General features: G+C 73.4%; 18 protein-coding genes. 8 read left to right on the top strand and 10 right to left on the bottom strand.

The genetic code is table 11. The features are described from left to right. Positions 1-130: 130 nt before the first annotated feature. Positions 131-1,006, top strand: coding sequence for an AraC family transcriptional regulator (locus tag AB6L24_RS28400; protein WP_405659862.1), 876 nt, complete (start codon positions 131-133; stop codon positions 1,004-1,006). Here the strand turns inward: AB6L24_RS28400 and AB6L24_RS28395 are convergent. Next, positions 946-2,496 carry an MFS transporter gene (locus AB6L24_RS28395; protein ID WP_405659859.1) on the bottom strand — a complete coding sequence of 517 codons (1,551 nt, stop codon included), beginning with the start codon at positions 2,494-2,496 and terminating at the stop codon, positions 946-948. The genes AB6L24_RS28400 and AB6L24_RS28395 overlap by 61 nt on opposite strands. A gap of 104 nt (positions 2,497-2,600) precedes the next feature. On the opposite strand from AB6L24_RS28395, the gene AB6L24_RS28390 reads away from it, so the two are divergent. Beyond that, a complete protein-coding gene (locus AB6L24_RS28390) occupies positions 2,601-3,074 on the top strand; it encodes a winged helix-turn-helix transcriptional regulator (RefSeq protein ID WP_405659856.1) in 474 nt (157 codons plus the stop codon). On the opposite strand, the gene AB6L24_RS28385 is transcribed toward AB6L24_RS28390, so the two are convergent. Further along, the gene (locus AB6L24_RS28385) at positions 3,071-3,658 is read right to left on the bottom strand and encodes a CGNR zinc finger domain-containing protein (RefSeq protein ID WP_405663392.1); all 588 of its coding nucleotides are present in this window, start codon (positions 3,656-3,658) and stop codon (positions 3,071-3,073) included. The genes AB6L24_RS28390 and AB6L24_RS28385 overlap by 4 nt on opposite strands. A gap of 138 nt (positions 3,659-3,796) precedes the next feature. Here AB6L24_RS28385 and AB6L24_RS28380 point away from each other — a divergent pair, with 138 nt between their 5' ends. Then, on the top strand, positions 3,797-4,246 hold the full coding sequence (locus AB6L24_RS28380; protein WP_405659853.1) for a VOC family protein: 450 nt from the start codon (positions 3,797-3,799) through the stop codon (positions 4,244-4,246). A 58-nt stretch (positions 4,247-4,304) separates the two neighbouring features. Here AB6L24_RS28380 and AB6L24_RS28375 read toward each other — a convergent pair whose 3' ends face one another. Next, on the bottom strand, positions 4,305-4,718 hold the full coding sequence (locus tag AB6L24_RS28375; RefSeq protein ID WP_405659850.1) for a cupin domain-containing protein: 414 nt from the start codon (positions 4,716-4,718) through the stop codon (positions 4,305-4,307). Between the two features lie 51 nt (positions 4,719-4,769). On the opposite strand from AB6L24_RS28375, the gene AB6L24_RS28370 reads away from it, so the two are divergent. Further along, entirely contained in the window at positions 4,770-5,786 is a 1,017-nt protein-coding gene (locus tag AB6L24_RS28370; RefSeq protein WP_405659847.1) for a helix-turn-helix domain-containing protein, read from the top strand. 69 nt (positions 5,787-5,855) lie between these two features. Continuing rightward, positions 5,856-6,488, top strand: a complete 633-nt coding sequence (locus AB6L24_RS28365; protein WP_405659844.1) for a GNAT family N-acetyltransferase — start codon at positions 5,856-5,858, stop codon at positions 6,486-6,488. A 148-nt stretch (positions 6,489-6,636) separates the two neighbouring features. Here AB6L24_RS28365 and AB6L24_RS28360 read toward each other — a convergent pair whose 3' ends face one another. Beyond that, positions 6,637-7,524 carry a TIGR03619 family F420-dependent LLM class oxidoreductase gene (locus AB6L24_RS28360; protein WP_405659841.1) on the bottom strand — a complete coding sequence of 296 codons (888 nt, stop codon included), beginning with the start codon at positions 7,522-7,524 and terminating at the stop codon, positions 6,637-6,639. 188 nt (positions 7,525-7,712) lie between these two features. Between AB6L24_RS28360 and AB6L24_RS28355 the strand changes: the two genes are divergently transcribed. The 3 genes from AB6L24_RS28355 (at position 7,713) to AB6L24_RS28345 (ending at position 11,054) form a co-directional block, all read left to right on the top strand. Continuing rightward, entirely contained in the window at positions 7,713-9,188 is a 1,476-nt protein-coding gene (locus AB6L24_RS28355; RefSeq protein WP_405659839.1) for a hypothetical protein, read from the top strand. Between the two features lie 168 nt (positions 9,189-9,356). Then, positions 9,357-10,319, top strand: a complete 963-nt coding sequence (locus tag AB6L24_RS28350; protein WP_087885453.1) for a M28 family metallopeptidase — start codon at positions 9,357-9,359, stop codon at positions 10,317-10,319. 120 nt (positions 10,320-10,439) lie between these two features. Next, positions 10,440-11,054 (top strand): flavodoxin family protein, encoded by a 615-nt coding sequence (locus tag AB6L24_RS28345; protein ID WP_405659837.1) that lies wholly within the window; start codon positions 10,440-10,442, stop codon positions 11,052-11,054. Between the two features lie 66 nt (positions 11,055-11,120). Here AB6L24_RS28345 and AB6L24_RS28340 read toward each other — a convergent pair whose 3' ends face one another. From AB6L24_RS28340 to AB6L24_RS28315, 6 genes are all read right to left on the bottom strand, one after another. Continuing rightward, positions 11,121-12,041 carry an ABC transporter permease gene (locus AB6L24_RS28340; protein ID WP_405659834.1) on the bottom strand — a complete coding sequence of 307 codons (921 nt, stop codon included), beginning with the start codon at positions 12,039-12,041 and terminating at the stop codon, positions 11,121-11,123. Further along, positions 12,028-12,981, bottom strand: a complete 954-nt coding sequence (locus AB6L24_RS28335) for an ABC transporter ATP-binding protein (protein WP_380854282.1) — start codon at positions 12,979-12,981, stop codon at positions 12,028-12,030. Before AB6L24_RS28335 ends, AB6L24_RS28340 begins: the two co-directional genes overlap by 14 nt. 266 nt (positions 12,982-13,247) lie before the next feature. Continuing rightward, a complete protein-coding gene (locus tag AB6L24_RS28330; protein WP_405659833.1) occupies positions 13,248-14,498 on the bottom strand; it encodes a LolA family protein in 1,251 nt (416 codons plus the stop codon). 329 nt (positions 14,499-14,827) lie between these two features. Continuing rightward, positions 14,828-15,856 (bottom strand): CHRD domain-containing protein, encoded by a 1,029-nt coding sequence (locus tag AB6L24_RS28325; protein ID WP_405659831.1) that lies wholly within the window; start codon positions 15,854-15,856, stop codon positions 14,828-14,830. Between the two features lie 295 nt (positions 15,857-16,151). Continuing rightward, the gene (locus AB6L24_RS28320; RefSeq protein WP_380854288.1) at positions 16,152-17,162 is read right to left on the bottom strand and encodes a polyprenyl synthetase family protein; all 1,011 of its coding nucleotides are present in this window, start codon (positions 17,160-17,162) and stop codon (positions 16,152-16,154) included. A 595-nt stretch (positions 17,163-17,757) separates the two neighbouring features. After that, the gene (locus AB6L24_RS28315; RefSeq protein WP_405659829.1) at positions 17,758-18,564 is read right to left on the bottom strand and encodes an HAD family hydrolase; all 807 of its coding nucleotides are present in this window, start codon (positions 18,562-18,564) and stop codon (positions 17,758-17,760) included. Between the last annotated feature and the right edge of the window lie 526 nt (positions 18,565-19,090).

The following is a 19,090-nucleotide window of genomic DNA, read 5'->3' as shown; positions in this document are numbered from 1 at the left end:
TCCGTGCCGTTCCTGGTGACATGGGCGGGCGTCTTGGCGCCATACGCGTCCGTCTCACGCACGCCGGAGCCCGCCCCACGGGCGCCGCGGCCCGTCCCGCCGCGGCGGGACTCCGTCTACGGTGGACGGCATGGACGCTCTGGGGGATCTGCTGCGTGGCATCCGCGCCGACGGCGCACGGTTCAGTCGTACGGTCCTGAGCGGGGCGTGGGAGTCGGAACCGCCGGAGCCCGCCGCGCTGACGCTGGTGATGGTGTTGCGGGGCGAGGCCCGGGTGACGCCGGGGCCCGGGGTCTCGGGGGTCGGCGGCCTGCGGACGGTCACGGCCGGGTCCGCCGCCGTCAGCACCTCCGCGCCGTACCGCATCGCCACCGCCGACAGCGCCGAGACCGAGCTGGTCACCGGCGCCTACCAGTGGGACGGGGCCGGCGGGCGGCGGCTGCTCACCGCGCTGCCGCCGCTGCTCGTCGTGCCGGGCGGCGAGGAGTGCCTGACGATCATCGAGCTGATCGCCGAGGAGGTGGCCGCCGAACGTCCCGGCCGCCAGTACGTGATGGACCGGATGCTCGACTGGCTGCTCGCCTGCACCCTGCGGGACTGGTTCGACCTGCCCGAGGCGCGGCCGCCCGCCTGGTACCGGGCGCTCGGCGACGACGTGGTCGGCCCGGCCCTGCGCGCCATGCACGACGAGCCGGGCCGGGCCTGGACGGTGGCGTCGCTCGCCGGGTGCGCCCAGGTGTCCCGCGCGGCGTTCGCCAGGAACTTCGCCGACCTGGTGGGGGTGCCCCCGATGGCGTACCTCACCGAGTGGCGCATGGCCCTCGCCGCCGACCTCCTCGCGGAGCCGGGCGCCACGGTCGCGGCGGTGGCCGCGCGGGTGGGGTACGCCGACGGGTTCGGCTTCAGCGACGCCTTCAAGCGAATCCGCGGGGTCACGCCGAGCGGCTACCGCGCCTCCCTGACCGCGCGGCGCGGGGACTCCGGAGCGCTCAGGGCGGCGGGCTGAGCGCTGCCCGCGACCGTGCGGGACGGGCCTGCGCCCTTGCCCCGCCCGCCTGTTGCCCCGCTCCCGGGCCCGGCGCCCACCGCACCACCGCGCCCGCCGCGCCGACTCGTCCGCACGCCGACCATCGCGACGACCGTGCCCAGGACCGCCATGACCACCGGCACGACCAGCGCCCAGCGGAACGCCGCCAGATCCGCGTCCGCCGCCCCGCCCCCGTGCGCGTGCGCGCCCCCGGAGACCAGGCCGTAGACGGCCGTCACGGCCGAGATGCCGATCGCCGCGCCGAACTGCGTGGACGTCTGAAGGAGCCCGCTGGCGAGCCCCTGCTCCCGCTCGGCGACGCCGTCCGTCGCCGCGATCATCTGCGGGCCGAGCGTGAGCGCGAAGCCGGTGCCCGCGAGCAGCAGCGTCGGGAACATCGCGAGGTACGGCCAGTCCGCGCCGACCGGCAGGAAGAGTCCGTACCCCACGGCGGCCATGACGAAGCCGCCGAGGATCACGCGCGCGTTGCCGAACCGCCGGACCAGGCGCGGGGTGAGCGTCGGCGAGAGGATCACGTCGCAGCCGAGGACGATCATCGCGACGGCGGTCTGCCAGGACGACCAGCCGCGCAGGTCCTGGAGGTAGAGCGTCAGGACGAACTGGAAGCCCATGAAGGCCCCGAGGTAGAGCAGCGCCCCGAGCCCGGCCCGCACCACGGACCCCGTACGGAAGATCCCGAGGCGCACCAGCGGGTCCGCCGTGCGCCGCTCGATGCGGACGAACGCCCCGACGAGCAGCAGCCCCGCGAGGGCCGCGGCGACCGTCAACGGCCAGTCCGCGAAGCCGTGTTCGAGCCGTACGACGCCGAAGGCGAGGAGCAGCATGGCCCCGGCCGCCGCCGCGGCCCCGGGCAGGTCGAACCGGCGCGAGGGCCCGGTCCCGGCGCGGGGCGGCTCCGGCGGGATGAGCCGCAGCGCCGCCACGAGGATCGCGGCCGCGAAGATCACCGGCGTGAAGAACACCCACTGCCAGCCGAGTTCGGTGAGCAGCCCGCCGACGACCAGGCCGAGCGAGAAGCCGCCCGCCGAGGTCCCGGCGAAGACGAGGAGCGCCTTGTTGCGGTCGGGGCCCTCCGCGTACGAGGTGGTGATGATCGACATCGCGGCGGGCGTCATGAACGCCGCGGCCACGCCGGTCACGAAGCGCGCGACGACCAGCATCCAGCCCTCGGTCGCGAAGCCGCCGAGGCCGGAGAAGAGCAGGAAGACCCCGAGCCAGACGAGGAACATCCGCCGCCGGCCGAGCAGGTCGGCGGCCCGGCCGCCGAGCAGGGTGAAGCCCGCGTAGCCGAGGACGTAGGCGCTGACGACCCAGGCCGCCGTGCCGGTCGAGAGGCCCAGGTCGGACCGGATCGAGGGGATCGCGATCGCGACCATCGCGATGTCGATGCCCTCCAGAAAGATCGTTCCGCAGAGCACGAGCAGCAGTGCCCAGGCGCGGGCGCCCATGAGGACTCCTTGGTCTCGGGGTGTCGGCCTCGGGGTGTCGGTTACTCGACCGACGGCCGGTTCCTTCTTGTAACCAAGGGAATCGTGGGGCAGCATCGACAGGTATGGAAGAAGGCACTTTGAAGTCACCGAGTAACTCCCAAGGCACCGTGGGCGCGACCGTGGACTATGGCGACGCCGATCCCTTCCAGTGGGACACCCGCGAGGACTGCCAGGTACGGCAGATCCTGGACCGGGTCGCCGACAAGTGGTCGCTCCTCGTGATCGCGCTCCTGGACCGCCGCCGCCTGCGCTTCACCGAGCTGCGGCGCGAGATCGACGGCATCAGCCAGCGCATGCTGACGGTCACCCTGCGCCAGCTGGAGCGCGACGGCCTGGTCCTCCGCACGGTGCATCCGGTGGTCCCGCCGCGCGTGGAGTACGAACTCACGCCCCTCGGCGGCACGTTGCACCACACGATCCAGTCCCTGGTGACGTGGACGGAGCAGCACCAGGGGGAGATCGCGGCGGCGCGGACGGCGTACGACGAGCGGGCGGCAGCAGAGGAGGAGGCGGAGTCGGGGGCGGGGCTCCCCTAGGGCTTGTCCGGGTCCGCCGAAGCGGCGCGCGTCGCCCGGTGCGTGCGCGCCTTCGCCCTGTTCCCGCAGCGCTCCATCGCGCACCAGCGCCGTCGCCCGGGGCGTGAGGTGTCCACGAAGAGCAGGAAGCAGTCGTGGGCGGAGCACTCGCGTACGCGCGGGGCGTACGGGCCGGTGAAGAGGTCGACGGCGTCGCGGGCGACCGTCGCGAGGAGCTGGGTTCCGGTGCCGCCGGGGGTCCAGGCGCGGGTGCCGTCCGGTTCGATGCGGGCGGCGAGCGGGGTCGCGGCAGCGGCGGCATTGAGCGCCGCGACGCGGCGGGGGTCCCAGGGGCGGCCGTGGGCGTGGTCGGCCGTGAACAGGAACAGCGCGTCGCGCAGGTCCCTGGCCGACGCCAACTCGGCCTCCGTGACGGTCAGTCCGGGGCATCCGCCGAGGCGGCTCGCGGCCGCCCACGCGGCCAGGTCCGAGGGCGCGCGCAGCGTCTCGAAGCGGGCGAACTCGCCGGGGCCGCCGGTCGCGAGCAGTTCCAGACAGAGCGCCCCGGGGTCGAAGCGGTAGACCTGCCCGTCCGGCGGCCGCATGATCACGCCCGGCGGGCGCCCCGGCCCACCCGCCGACGCGCCTTCGCGGCCTTCACGGCCGCCCCGGCTTTCCCTGGCTTCTCGGGTTTCTCGCTTCTCGTCCGGCACATAACCATTATAAGTGGTTACGATGAAGGCATGACCCTGCACTGGAAACTCGTGATCGATGCGCAGGACCCGCACGCCCAGGCCGCCTTCTGGGGCGAGACGCTGGGGTACGAGGTCGAGGACAACAGCGCCCTGATCGAGCGACTGCTCGGTTTCGGCGCCGTGACGGAGGCCGACACCGTCGACTTCCGGGGACGCCGCAGCTTCCGCGACCTCATCGCCGTACGGCATCCGGACGATCCGTACGACGAGGAGACCGGCACCGGCCTCGGGCGGCGGCTGCTCTTCCAGCGCGTCCCGGAGACGAAGTCCGGCAAGAACCGCCTGCACGTGGACGTGCACGCCGCGCCCGGCACCCGCGAGAAGGAACAGGCCCGCCTGGAGGCGCTGGGCGCGACCGCGCTGCGGCACGTCCAGGAGCAGGGCGGCGAGTGGGTGGTGATGGCCGACCCGGAGGGGAACGAGTTCTGTCTGACGTAGGCCGGGCGGGGGCGCGTCGCGCCGGCCCGGCACCGGGCGGCCGTGGCGCGGCGGCCCGTCAGGCCAGCGCGTGGCCCGTCGTCGCGTCCACGTAGTCCGGGACCTCCTCGTGCCGGTCCCCCACCGTCAGCGTGCCCGTGGGCTCGAACAGCAGGATCGAGGCGCGGGTGCGGGCGATCGGCTTGTGCTCGGTGCCGCGCGGGACGGTGAAGACGGAGCCCCGGGGCAGCGTGACGGTGCGCTCGCCCGCGGCGTCGCGCAGGGCGATGTCCAGCTCGCCCTCCACGACGAGGAAGAACTCGTCGGTGTCGTCGTGGACGTGCCAGAGGTACTCGCCCTCGACCTTGGCGACGCGGACGTCGTAGTCGTTGACGCGGGTGACGATGCGGGGGCTCCACAGCGCGTCGAAGGAGGCCAGGGCGTCGTGGAGGGCGATGGGGTCGCGGCTGTGGGCGGCGGTTTCGTTGCTCATGGACTCATCGTGGGCCTTGGCCGGGATCGCGACGAGTGCTAGAAATCGCATATGGCGCAAGAAAACTCTCACGTCTCCGGGGCAGGCCGCCCGCCCCACGCCGACGCCCCCTCCGCCGACCCCCTCCACCGCGTCGTCGTCATCGTCGACGAGAACTCCAACCCCTTCGAGCTGGGCTGCGCCTCCGAGATCTTCGGCCTGCGCAGGCCCGAACTCGGCCGGGAGCTGTACGAGTTCACGCTCTGCTCCCCCGAGCCCCGCACCCTGATGCGGGACGGCTTCTTCACCCTCACCGGGGTCGCCGCCCTCGACGCGGCCGACACCGCGGACACCCTGATCGTGCCGAACCGCCCCGACACCTGGGTCCCCCGCCGCCCCGCCGTCCTCGCCGCCGTCCGCAGGGCGCACGCGCGCGGCGCCCGCCTCGTCGGCTTCTGCAGCGGCGCCTTCACGCTGGCCGAGGCCGGGGTCCTCGACGGGCGCCGGGCCACCGCGCACTGGCAGTGGGCGGACGACTTCCGGCGCCGCTTCCCCGCCGTCCAGCTCGAACCGGACGTCCTCTTCGTCGACGACGGCGACATCCTCACCGCCGCGGGCAGCGCCGCCGCGCTCGACCTCGGACTGCACGTCGTGCGCCGCGACTTCGGCGCGGAGGTCGCCAACTCCGTGTCGCGGCGCCTGGTCTTCGCCGCCCACCGGGACGGCGGCCAGCGCCAGTTCGTGGAGCGCCCCGTCCCCGACGTGCCCGACGAGTCGCTCGCGCCGCTGCTCGCCTGGGCCCAGGAGCGGCTCGGCGAACCCCTCACGGTCCCCGACCTCGCCGCGCGCGCCGCCGTCAGCCCGGCGACGCTGCACCGGCGCTTCCGCGCACAGCTCGGCACGACCCCGCTGGCCTGGCTGAACGGCGAGCGCACCGCGTTCGCGTGCCGCCTCATCGAGCGCGGCGAGGAGCGGCTCGACGTGGTCGCCCACCGGAGCGGCCTCGGCACGGCGGCCAACCTGCGGGCCCGCCTGCGCCGCGAGACGGGCCTCAGCCCGTCCGCGTACCGCCGCCGCTTCGGCCCCTGAACCCGCCAAAACCCTTGCACGCGCGAAGAGATACCCCTGGCCCGAGCACCGAAGATCACCAAGTGCACAATGAGCCGCATGTCGATGACCAATACAACGAATGCGGCGAGTGCGGCCAATTCCCCGCGGCCCGCGACGCTCGACGACGCCACGGCGATCAGCCGCACCCTGACGCGCGCGTTCGACGACGACCCGATGATGCGCTGGTTCTTCCCCGACGAGGCCACGCGCGAGGCGGGCCTCGGGCGGTACTTCGCCACCATCTTCACCCGGCAGTACGGCCGCCACGGCGTCTGCGAGCGCACCGAGGCCGCCGCCTCGTTCTGGGTGCCGCCGGGCGCGCAGGACAAGGCCGTGCCGGACGCCGGGACCGTCCAGGAGCTGACGGAGATCCTGGGCGACCGCGCGCCGCTGTTCCGCGAGGCCGTCGATCTTGCCGCCGAGCACGGCCCCAAGGAGCCGCACTGGTACCTGGCCGTCGTCGGCGCCGACCCCGCCGCCCAGGGCCAGGGCCACGGCTCCGCCCTGCTCCGCTCGGGCCTCGCCAAGGCCGACGCGGACGGCCTGCCGGTCTACCTGGAGTCGTCCAAGCCGGCCAACATCCCGGTCTACGAGCACTTCGGCTTCACGGTGCTCGGCGAGGTCGAACTGCCGGGCGGCGGCCCGGCCCTGTGGGCGATGCGGCGCCCCGCCGCGGCCTGAGGACTCCCCCGTACCGGCCCGCGGGACCGGGCCGGTACGGGCCTCGTCGCGGAAGGGCCGGTACGGGGCCGCGCCACCCGCCGGACGGGCCCGGACTCGCCGCACCCGCCGGACGGGCCCGGACTCGCCGCACCCGTCGGGGCGGGCCCTAACCCCGCCGCACCCGCTCCAGCACCGCGCTCCCCAGCTCCAGCGCCTCCTCCGGCTCCCGCACGCACTGCTGGAGGTCCACGAAGCAGCTCTCCGCCCCCGTGTCCCGCACCCCGCGCAGCACGGCGGCGATGTCCTCGGCCGTCGCCCCGGGCCTCGGGTTGTGCCGGATCCGGCGGCGCAGCTCGTCCGGGTCCCGGCCCGCGTCCTCGGCGGCGCGCCGCGCGATCCCCCACAGCCCCGCCTGCGCCTCGGCGGGCAGCGAGACCCCGACCCACCCGGCGGCCCTGCGGCCGACCCGGGCCATCGCGGCCGGGCTGAACCCGCCCAGGTAGAGCGGCGGCCCGGAGTGCTGGACGGGGCGGAGCCCGACGTACGAGCGCGGGATCTCCCAGTGCTCGCCCTTGTGCCCGAAGACCTCCTGCGCCCAGATGCCCTCCAGGACGTCGAGGATCTCCTCCAGGCGGGCCCCGCGCCTGCCGAAGTCGGCGTTCACAGCCGTGTATTCGTCCCGCATCCAGCCGATGCCGAGCCCGGCGTCCAGGCGGCCGCCGCTGACCCGGTCCAGGGAGGTGAGCGAGCGCGCGAGGAGCAGGGGCGGGTACCAGGGGGCGTTGAGGGTGCTCGTGCCGAGCCGGACCCGGGTGGTGGCGGTGGCGGCGACGGTGAGCACGACGAGCGGGTCGAGGAAGGTCTTGTACTCGGCCGGGTACGGGTGCTCCGGGGTGTGTCCGGGGTAGAGGTCGCTGGGCTCGACCGGGGTCAGCGAACGGTCGCCGACCCAGAGCGAGTCGAACCCGGCGGCCTCCGCGTCCCGCGCGAAGGGCGCGACGATCTCGGCGCGGGCGTGGGTTCCGTACTGCGGCAGCGCGATACCTATGTGCATGGGCTCATCCTGGCGGCGGCAGGGGCCTTCGCCCGAACAGCCCACGCCGTGCACCGCACGGCTCCCGCGCCGCACCCGCCGCACGCCCGCCCCACCGGCATCGCCGCCCCGCACGGACAGCGCTTCCACGCCACGCCCGACAACTTATGTACTGCCTGAGTCCACCTCCCGTTTCCTACCGTGGTCCCGTGGCCGTCGTCGAGAAGTGGAAATCGCAGAGCAGCCGAGCCGAGCGTCGCGACCGCGAACGACTGGCCCACCGGCTGCTCGTCGCCGTGTGCGCCCTCTTCGCCCTCGCCTCGCTGGCCCTCGTCCCCCTCGACCTGCGGCTCGGCTGGGACGAACTCGTCTACGCCAGCCGCTTCGGCCCCTACGCCCCCGACCAGGCGCCCGGCGTGCCCTTCAGCGCGCCCCGCACCCGGGGCGTGCCCGTGCTGCTCGCGCCCGTCGCCTCCTGGAGCGACTCGGTCGTGCTGCTGCGGATGTGGCTGACGGCCCTCGCGACCGCCGCGCTGTACCTGGGCTTCCGGCCCTGGCTGCGGTCGCTGCCGCGGCTGCCGTACGCGGCGGGGATCGCGGCCGCGCTGTACGGCACCCTGTGGACGGCCGTGTTCTACGCCGACGCCGCGATGCCGAACCACTACACGGCCATGGGCACGGCGGCCGCCGTCGGCCTCTTCCTGCGCCGCCGCCCCGGCCCGCGCGCTTGTGCGGGCATCGCCGCCGGAGTCCTCGTCGCCACCCTGATGCGGCCCAACGACGGCGTCTCCGTGGCCGTGCCGCTGCTCGCCGCCGCCGTCCTGGTGCCGCTGTGGCGCTCGCGCGCCCGGACGCTCGCCGTGCTCGGCGGCCTCGGCGCGGGTCTGCTGCCGTGGGCCATCGAGGCGTACGTTCGCTTCGGTGGCGTCCGCGAACGGCTCAGCGACGCCAGCGAAGTGCAGGGCGGGCTGCGGTTCACGGACTCGCTCCTGCACCAGTTCACGGCGATCGACGGGCCCCTGCTGTGCCGTCCGTGCGAGGGCGACGGGGTGCGGGTGCCCTCGCTGACGTGGTGGGTGCTGCTCGCCGCGCTCGTGCCGCTCGGGCTGTGGTCGGCGCGGCGATTCCGGCAGACGGCGACGGCGGCGTGGCTGGCCCTGGCCGTGGGTCTGTGCGCCGCGCTGCCCTACGTCCTCGTGGTGCCCTACACCGCGCCCCGGTTCCTGCTGCCCACCCACGCGCTGCTCGCGGTGCCCGCGGCGCTCGGGGTGCTCACGGCGGTGCGGCGGGCCCGCGCCGCGCGGCGGCCCGCGCTGGCCGGGGGCGTGCTCGCGGGGCTGCTCGCCGGGCATCTGGCCATGCAGGGCACCCTCGTCAGCTCCAACGCCCACATCCAGTCCGAGGCGCGGGAGGACTGGGCGCGGGTGGCCGCGGTCGTGCACGAGCGGGGGGTGCGGCCGCCCTGTCTGCTCGGCGGCAACACGTCGGTGATCCCGCTGGCGTACGTGGCCGGCTGCGAGCCCGCCCCGCGCGCGCACGAGCGACGGCCCGGGGACCGGCGGCGGCCCGGCGTGCTGGTGCTGCGGGAGCATCCGGCGCCGGCCTGGGCCAGGGACTGGGTGCGGGTCGCGGTGCCGGACACGTACGCGCGCAGCTGGCGCGTTCTCGTACCGCCTGGCCTGTGAATTTCCTTCGTACACGCGGAGATTGGGGGTCCGGCGCGGTGATCCGGCGAACCGGTATCCGGAACACTCCGTCCGGATCCCGCTCTTGACGTGAACTCAACACCACTCCACCATCGGGCACTCCAGGCTCATTCGGAATTCAACTCACGGAAAGCCGGAGCCCCCCACATGAGACTCTCCGTCACCGGACGCAGCGCGGCCGCGGCCGTCATCGCCGCCGCCGCACTTCTGACGACCAGCGCGATATCCACCGCGGCCACCGGATCCACCGGCACGTCCGCGCCACCGCGCGCGGCCGCCCCGGACATCCCCGTGGCCAACGTCAAGGCCCACCTCTCGCAGTTCCAGTCGATCGCCTCCGCCAACGGCGGCACCCGGTCGCACGGCAGCGCGGGCTACAAGGCCTCGATCGACTACATCAAGGGCAAGCTGGACGCCGCCGGATTCACCACCACCGTGCAGCAGTTCACCACCAGCGGCCGCGTCGGCTACAACCTGATCGCCGACTGGCCCGGCGGCGACGCCAACCAGATCGTGATGGCAGGATCGCACCTCGACAGCGTCAGCCGCGGCGCCGGCATCAACGACAACGCGTCCGGCTCGGCCGCCGTCCTGGAGACCGCGCTCGCGGTGTCCCGTGAGCAGTACAAGCCCACCAAGCACCTGCGGTTCGCCTGGTGGGGCGCCGAGGAGCTGGGCCTGATCGGCTCCTCGAACTACGTCCGCGGCCTGCCCGCGGCCGAGCGCACGAAGATCAAGAGCTATCTGAACTTCGACATGATCGGCTCGCCGAACCCGGGCTACTTCGTCTACGACGACGACCCCACCATCGAGCGGACCTTCAAGGCGTACTACTCGGGCCTGAACGTCAGCACCGAGCCGGACCGCGAGGGCGACGGCCGCTCCGACCACGCGCCGTTCAAGAACGCGGGCGTCCCGGTCGGCGGCATCTTCTCCGGCGCCAGCACCGCCAAGTCCTCGGCCCAGGCCCAGAAGTGGGGCGGCACGGCGGGCCAGGCGTTCGACCGCTGCTACCACGCGTCGTGCGACACCACGGCGAACATCAACAACACGGCGATCGACCGCAACAGCGACGCGGTCGCGTACGCGGTGTGGGGGCTCTCCTCCTAGGTCCCCGGACGTAGGGCTCCGGTCGTAGAGCCCCTGGACGCGAATGCTTGCGCGTGCATATAGTGCATGCGCAGGCATTCGCTGTGCGCAAGCAGCGCGCACGTCATCCCAGGGAGACCCATGGCCACCCGCAGCTTCCTCTTCGTCCACGGCAGCGCGCGCCCCGACGGCAACACCGCCATCCTTGCCCGCAAGGCCGCCGAGCAACTGCCCGCGGACGTCGAACAGCGCTGGATCGACCTCGCCGACCACCCGCTCCCCGACTTCAAGGACCTGCGGCACGACGACTCCGTCCCGCGCGCCCGCCCCCGCCCGGAGGGCGACACCGAGGCGCTGCTCCTGGACGCCACCCTCGCCGCCACGGACGTCGTGATCGCGTCGCCGCTGTACTGGTACTCGCTCTCGGCCACCGTCAAGCGCTACCTCGACTTCTGGGACGCCTGGCTGGAGGTCCCCGGCCTCGACTTCAAGGACGAGATGGCCAAGCGCACCCTGTGGGGCGTGACCGCGCTCGCCGACCGCAACGAGGCCGCCGCGGACCCGCTGGTCGGCACGCTGCGCAACACCGCCGCGTTCTTCCCGATGCGCTTCGGCGGCGTCCTGCTCGGCAACGGCACCCGGCCCGGGCACGTCCTGAACGACACCGAGGCCCTGGCGCGCGCCAAGACGTTCTTCGCCCAGGAGGACGTCCCGCTGGCCACGTTCCCGTTCACCTCCTCGGACTACAGCGAGTAGGCCGCGGGCGGCGAGCGGGCCGGGCCAGGAGGCGACGTCCCCGGGCCAGGAGGCGACGTCCCCGGGCTAGGAGGCGATGTCCTTCGCCCCGAACCGCGCCCACGCCGCCGAGCCGAACACCCCCGCGTACAGCGCCTGGAGGCCGAGGTTCTTCACCAGGTCGTCCCAGTAGACGGGATCGCGCATCAGGTCGGCGAACGACAGCCAGTAGTGCGAGAACAGATACGGGTGGATCGCGTGCAGCTGCGGGATCTGGTCGACGATCTGGACGGTGATGAGCAGGCCCACGGTCGTCGCCATGGCGGCGATGCCGCTGCTCGTCATCGTCGAGACGAACAGGCCGAGCGCCGAGACCCCGATCAGTGAGGCGGCCACGACCAGCGCGATCAGCAGGGCCCGCAGCAGCCCGTCCGAGAAGCTGATCCGCGTCCCGGAGATCGTCGTGACCTCCCCCAGCGGAAACAGCAACGCCCCCACCGCAAGCGCGGACGCCGCCACCACCAACGTCGCGACCAGGCAGAACGTCAGCGCGGCCGCGTACTTGGCGAGCAGCAGACGGGTGCGGCCCGCGGGTGCCACCAGCAGGTAGCGCAGCGTCCCCGCGCTCGCCTCACCCGCGATGGCGTCGCCCGCGACGACGCCGATCGCCATCGGCAGGAAGAACGGCAGGGTCGCCGCCAGCGCCGTGAACACCAGGAACAGGCCGTTGTTGGTGACCTGCGCGATGAACGCGGGCCCGTCGCCCCCGTCGGGACCGCCGCCGCCGACGGAGCCGCCGTCGCTCGTCTCGATCTTCACGGCGATGCCGACGAGCACGGGCACGGCGGCGAGCACCGCGAGCAGCGCGAGGGTGCGCCAGCGGCGGAAGGTGAGGGACAGCTCGCTGCGGAACAGGCCGAGGGTCCAGGCGAGGCGCACGGGGCGCGCGGCACCCTCGGTCGCCGCCGTCGTGGCGCTCGCCCCGGCCGTCACTTCAGCCCGCGACATCGAATCCCTCTCCCGTCAGCGCGACGAACGCGTCCTCCAGGGAGGCCCGTTCGACGCCGAATCCACGGACGCGGACGCCCGCCTCGACCAGTGCGGCGTTCACGTCGGCGAGGTCCGTGCCGGGCGGCTCGCCCGTGACACGGTCCTCGGTGACGACCAGGTCGGCCACGCCGAGCTCCTTCAGGACGCGGGCCGCGTCGCCGGTGTCCGGGGTCGTCACCGAGAGCCGTCCGCGCGCGCCGGCCGCGAGTTCGGCGACCGGGCCCTGGGTGATCAGACGGCCCTGGGCCATCACCGCCGCGTGCGTGCAGACCTGCTCGATCTCGTCCAGGAGGTGCGAGGAGAGGAAGACGGTGGTGCCGTCGGACGCCAGCTCCCGCACCAGGGAGCGGATCTCCCGCATGCCCTGCGGGTCGAGCCCGTTCGTCGGCTCGTCGAGGACCAGCAGCTCGCGCGGCTGCAGCAGGGCGGCGGCCAGGCCGAGGCGCTGCTTCATGCCGAGCGAGTACGCCTTGGCCTTCTTGCCCGCGGCCGCCGTCAGGCCGACCCGGTCCAGGGCCGCGTCGGCGCGCGCCTTGCGGGTGCGGGGGTCGGCGGTCGGGTCGGCGGAGTCGTACCGCAGGAGGTTGTCGCGGCCCGACAGGAAGCCGTAGAGCGCGGGGCCCTCGATGAGCGCGCCCACGTGCGGCAGGACCCGGCGGGTCTCGAACGGCATGGGGCGGCCGAGGACCTTGGCGCGGCCGGAAGTCGGCTCGATCAGGCCCATCAGCATGCGGATCGTCGTGGTCTTGCCGGAGCCGTTGGGGCCGAGGAACCCGAAGACGCTGCCGCCGGGGACGCTGAGGTCGAGGCCGTCCACGGCGAGGTGCTTGCCGTACCGCTTGGTCAGGCCGGACGTCTCGATCACGCTGCCCCTGGTCCCGCCCGTGGTGCTCGGCACCGGCTTCCTCCCGTTGAACGTTGGGCTGAACGATGGGCGGCGGGGGGGGGGGGGCCGGGGCCGGGACCCCCCCCCCCCCCCCCCCCCCCCCAGCGCACCCCCCCCCCCCCCCCCCCCCCCCCCCCCGCCCCCCCCCCCCCCCCCCCCCCCCCCCCCCCCCCCCCCCCCCCCCCCCCCCACCCCCCCCCCCCCCCCCCCCCCCCCCCCCCCCCCCCCCCCCCCCCCCCCCCCCCCCGCCCGCTCTCACGTGCTCACGGCGTCCGGCCCTACCGGGCCGCGTTCGCCGCCTTGACCAGCGCGTCCTTCGTGACCGCGCCGACGTACACCGTGCCGTCGTCGGTGACCAGGGCGTTGATCAGGCGGGTCTTGAAGACCGTGCCCGAGCCGAAGTCGCCGTTCACCTTGTCGCCGAGGGAGTCGAGGAACTTCGCCGCCTCCCGCGGCACCTCGTCGGAACCGGCGGCCGACGTCGGCAGGCCCTGGCCGCCCGGCATCTTCAGCTCGGCGATGGACGTCCAGCCCTCGCCGATGACGTTCAGGCCCTCGGGGCCCTCGCCCTCGAAGTCCCCGCCGCGGTGGCCGGGCTTCTTGGACTCGGCGCCCTCCTCCGTGACCTTCGTGCCCTTCGGCGGCTTGAAGTCGAACGTGGACGCCGAGGGCTTGCCGAAGTCGACCTTCGTGAAGCCCGCGTCGACGACCGCGGAACCGCCGCCGGCCGGGGACAGCGTGAACTTCAGCGGCGTACCCGTCTTCTCGTCCACCGCGATGGTGATCTGGCCGACCGTCGAACCGGAGTCCTTCGGCTTGAGCACCAGGCGGTAGGCGTCACGGCCCGCGACCTGCGCGCTGCCGTCGACCTTCACGGACGTCGAGGACTCGTCGGCCGCCTTCAGGGCCTGCTCGGCGAACTCCTTGGGCGTGGCGGGAAGTTCCTTCGGCAGGTCCTTCCGGTCGCCCTTGCCGCTGTCCGCGTGGCCGCCGCCGTCCTTGGAGTGGTACGCCTCGTTCGACGCGCTGTCGTACGCCCAGACGTCGTCGCCGTTGTGGATCAGGCTGTACTCGGCGGCGTCGTCGAGCACCGACAGCTTCTGCTTGTCGGGTCCGTCGGCCGCGATCCGCAGGGTGTGCGTGCCGGAGGCCAGCTCCATCAGCTTGGCGCTCGGGTCGGCCCCGCCCTTGCCGCCCTTGCCGCCCTCGTCGTCACCGCCGCCCCCGGCGCCCGGCGCGAAACCGCCGGTCATGCCGGAGCCGAACGACGGCAGGCCCAGGTCGGTGCTGATCTTCACGGTGCCGGAGAGCTGCTCGGTGTCCGACGCGGCGATCTTCTCGATGAGTTCCTGTGCGGTGATGTCCGGCAGATCCGGGTCACCCGAGGTGGCGAGCGCCGGGACGAGCCCGATGGTCGCCGCGGCCACCCCCGCCACCGCGAGCGGGACGACATAGCGCACGGCCTTGCGGCGGCCCGCGCTGAGCTCGTCTGCCTCGGTGGTGTCCTGCTCCGGTTCGTACGGTGCCATTGTGTGCCTTACCTCCGTCGTCGGCGGCGGCGATTCGTTCCTCGCGTGCACTCGTCCACCCCGCGCCGCCATTCTCACCCGAATTGGTCAGGATGTGGTTGTCGGTACCTGTCTTCGTCTGTCTCCATCCGACCAAATCGGCCACGCGGAAGCGTCAGACCCCGGGAGCAAGTCCGCGTACTGCTCTGGGATGACAAAAAGGGGCGGCACCTCCCCCGTCCCGTAAGGGGAGGTGCCGCCCGGGATGGTGACGACCGTGCGTCACGGGGGAGTTCCGCACACGTGCGTCACATGGTCTGGTTCTGCCCCTGAGCCCGTACCCGCAGGTCTCAGCGCTGTACGAAGACGTAGTCCGCGCCGTACGGAACGGCCGCGATCTTGCCCTTGGCGCAGCTGCCGGACGGCTGGACGCCGCCGACGGTGTTCAGGCGCAGGATCTCGGTCGTGCCCGCGAGCAGCCCGCGCTTCTTGCCGACCTGCTTGGCCTTCAGGTCGAGTTCGGCGATGTTCTTCGCGCCGTTGGGCGTCTTGGAGATGAGCTTGCCGGTGACGCCGCTGCGGTCCGGCGCGACCCAGCGCGGGGTGCCGGAGTTCGGCGCGACGAAGTCGTGGGCGATGTGGCCGCCGAGGGTTGCGCGGACGTCGCGCTGCTGGAAGGTGCGGCCGCCCGAGCCGTCCTCGGCCTTCTTGCACTGGTAGATCTGCTTGCCCTTGAGCACGGAGGCCTGGAAGCTGCGGGCGGCCGCGTCCAGGGAGACGTTCGCGGTGACCTTGTGGAGCTGGCCGCGGACGGCTCCGCCGGGGAACTCGGCGGTGTGCAGGTTGGCGTAGAAGCCGTTCGGGTTCGCCTTGAGCTGCTTGAGCAGCGCGGCGTCCGCGACCTTGACCGTGCCGGTCACGCGCTGGTGCTCGGCCTTGGCGAGCAGCTTGGTGAAGTCGACCTTGATGCCGCCGTTGGTGCCCTTGACGCCCTGGTGGATGTGGAGCGCGGACGGCTTGGCGGTGCCGCGCCACTTGACGGTGACGCTGACCTTGTCGCCCTTGACCTTCACGAACTGCAGGGCCGCGCCGTCCTTGTCCCCGACGGCGGGACCGCCCTGCGCGGGCACCTCGTTGGCCCCGTTCATGCTGGCCACGAAGAGGGAGCCGCCGCGGCTCGCGGTGCTGCTCCGCACCTCGACGGCGTCCCCGCCGTGTGCCCCGCCGTGCGCGGCGCCCTTGGAGCCCTTCGCCTCGCTCCCGCTGTCGGCCGTCGCGGGCAGGACGGCGGCGGCGACGCCGGCGGCCGCGGCGACCGCGACACCGGTGACGATCAGGGTGCGGCGGCGGTTCTTCGCAGAAGTACTGATAGCGCCCATGACGTGAAATCTCCCCGTTCCTCAGCCGACGCCCCCTGCGTCAGCTTCTGGGCATGAGTACGGAACGGATCCGAGCCTGGACTCAATCCAAGCTGAGGAATTTCATGTGACCTGCGTCACGCGACCTGTCGTGCGTGTTGCTCGCTGTGGGCAGCTGGGCCGCCCAGAAGGCGATGGGGGTCCCCCCTGCTCGAGCGAAGCCGAGAGCTTGGGGGAGGGTGGGCACAGCCCAGTTCTACGGCGCCTTTGACGTGAGGAGAGGGGCACGGCGAGGCAAGGGGCGCAGCCCCGAGCCTCACCCCGCGCGGTGGACCACCAGGTCACAGAGCTCGACCAGCGACGCCTTGGCGTCGCACTCGGGCAGCGGGGCCAGAGCGGCCCGAGCCTCCTCGGCGTACCGCACCGTGTCCCGCCGAGCCAGCTCAAGAGCCGGATGCACCCGCAGCCGCGCCAGCGCCTCGGCGTGCCGAGCGTCGTCCGTGAGGTCGGAGTCGAGCAGCTCGCACAGCGCGACGTCCTCCGCGAGCCCGAGCCGCGCGACCCGCTCCCGCAGCCGCAGCACCGGCAGCGTGGGAATCCCTTCCCGCAGGTCGGTGCCGGGCGTCTTCCCGGACTCGGTGGACTCGGACGCGATGTCGAGGACGTCGTCGGCGAGCTGGAAGGCGACCCCGAGCCGCTCCCCGTACTGCGTGAGCACGTCCACGACCGTCTCGTCGGCCCCCGACATCATCGCGCCGAACCGGCAGGCGACCGCGACCAGCGAACCGGTCTTGCCCGCGAGCACTTCGAGGTAGTGGTCGACGGGGTCACGCCCGTCGGACGGTCCCGCAGTCTCCAGGATCTGCCCGGTGACGAGCCGCTCGAACGCCTCGGCCTGGACCCGGACGGCCTCCGGACCGAGGTCGGCCAGCGTGTGGGACGCGCGCGCGAACAGGAAGTCGCCGGTGAGGACCGCCACGGAGTTGCCCCAGCGCTGGTTGGCGCTGGCCACCCCGCGGCGCACATCGGCCTCGTCCATCACGTCGTCGTGGTACAGCGTCGCGAGGTGCGTCAGCTCCACGACCACGGCGGACGGCACCACACCGGGGGCGTACGGGTCGCCGAACTGGGCCGTGAGCATCACCAGGAGTGGCCGAAAACGTTTGCCGCCCGCGCGCACGAGGTGCTGCGCGGCCTCGGTGATGAAGGGGACCTCGCTCTTGGTGGCCTCGAGCAGGCCTTCCTCGACAGCCGCCAACCCGGCCTGGACATCGGCTTCGAGAGCCTGGTCCCGCACGCTCAGCCCGAAGGGCCCGACGACGGTCACGAGGGGTTCTCCTGTCTGCTGACGATCACAAGTCGATCACTCGGTCGATCATTCGTCGATGACACGGTTTGTCGATGTGTCGCTGCCATCACTCAAGTCAGCGTATCCGGTCGCCTTTCGATCACAGCGAGCGCCTGCCCGAGCAGAGGAGACCAGCGTGCCCGATAGACATGGAATGACCGAAATACTCCACAGAGAACGATGTGCCCCACATGAAGGGAGTGATGCCTCCCTCCATCGGACGCCCCGCCACCACCCGTCCCGTCCCTCCACCCACTCCCGGCACACCGCCGGTACGCGCACCGAACCGGGGCGCACCCCCGGGCCGACACCGCCGCACCCTGTCCACCCGGCTCCGGATCCCGCCGGAGGACGGTGACGACATCCGGCCAGAGATCCGGCGCGTGTACGTTTCCGGCCATGGTCCAGGAGTCGGGCCGGAGCCGAGGGCTGGAGACCGGGCCGAGGGCTGGAAACCGGGCCGAGGCCGGGGCGGGGCTAGGGCAGGGCCGGGGCGGGGGCGGGGCGGGGCGGGCGAGGCTGCCGAGGTACGGGGCCCGGGTCACGGCACCGGGGCGAGCCGCGCCCCCGCCCCTCACCCCAGCAGCCGCTCCAGCACCACCGCAATCCCGTCCTCCTCGTTGGACGCGGTCAACTCGTCCGCCACCGCCTTGAGTTCGAGGTGGGCGTTGGCCATGGCCACCCCGTGCGCGGCCCACGCGAACATGGGGATGTCGTTCGGCATGTCCCCGAAGGCGATCGTGTCGGCGGCAGTCAGCCCCAGCCGCTCCGCCGCGAGGGCGAGCCCCGTCGCCTTGGTGACGCCGCACGGCTGGAGTTCCACCGTGCCGGGCCCGGACATCGTCACGGTCGCCAGCGACCCCACCGCGTCACGGGCCACCGCCGCCAACTCGTCGTCCGCGAGCGCGGGGTGCCGCAGCAGCACCTTGCTGATCGGCTCCTCCCACAGCACGTCGCGCCGGGGCACCCGCACCGCAGGCAGCGTCGGGTGCGGCATCTCGTACCCGGGCTCGATCAGCGTCAGGCCGTCCACGCCGTCCTGGTCGACCGCCGCGAAGACCTGCCCGACCTCGGCCTCGATCTTCCCGAGCGCGGCCTCGGCCAGCTCCCGGTCCAGCGTCACCGACCAGACCATGCGGCCACTCCCGGCGTCGTACAACTGGGCGCCCTGCCCGCACACCGCAAGACCGTCGCAGCCGAGCTCCTCCAGGAGCGGGCGCACGCGGGGCGCGGGACGTCCGGTGACGACGAGGTGCCGTGCGCCGCCCTCGCTCGCGGCGGCCAGCGCCCTGCGCGACCGGTCGGACACCGTGTCGTCGCAGCGCAGCAAGGTTCCGTCGAGGTCAGTGGCGATGAGGGCATATGCGAGGGGAACGGCCATGATCCGAAGAATACGGATCTGACGCCGGTCGGTAAGCCGTGTGGCAGGAGCTGTGACGGATCGGGTGCGCCGGGCGCACTCCCGGCAGACACCGGGGTGTGGGCCCGGCTACGCCCGGTGACGCGCGCCCGGGGCACATCCGTGCGCTGGCCCCGTCGGCCCGCTCCGGGTTCACCGGAACGAGGCGGCCCCGGATCGCCCTCGCCGGACCGACCCCACCCGGGCCGACCCCACCCGGACCCACTCGACCCCACCCGACCCCACCCGGGCCCACTCGACCCCACCCAGGCCCACCCGACCCCACCCGAGCCGTCCCACGCCACCCGAGTCGCGCCGAACCGCCCCACGGCCGCGCGCACGCCTTCACGCCGGGCCCGAACTCCCGCACGCGGGCGGGCAGTCCGCACCGAGGGCCGCCATGTCTTGGCCCGCGACGCCCTGGCCCGCCGCGCCCCGGCCTGCACCGCCCTGCCCTGCCCTGCTCTGGCTCTCGGCGCCCCGGCCCATCCGACCCACCACACCCCGG

It is taken from the genome of Streptomyces sp. RK9 (assembly GCF_045070545.1).
Lineage (GTDB): Bacteria > Actinomycetota > Actinomycetes > Streptomycetales > Streptomycetaceae > Streptomyces > Streptomyces alboflavus.
Note: the sequence above shows the minus strand (reverse complement) of the source record. Positions and strands in the feature narration are given on the sequence as shown.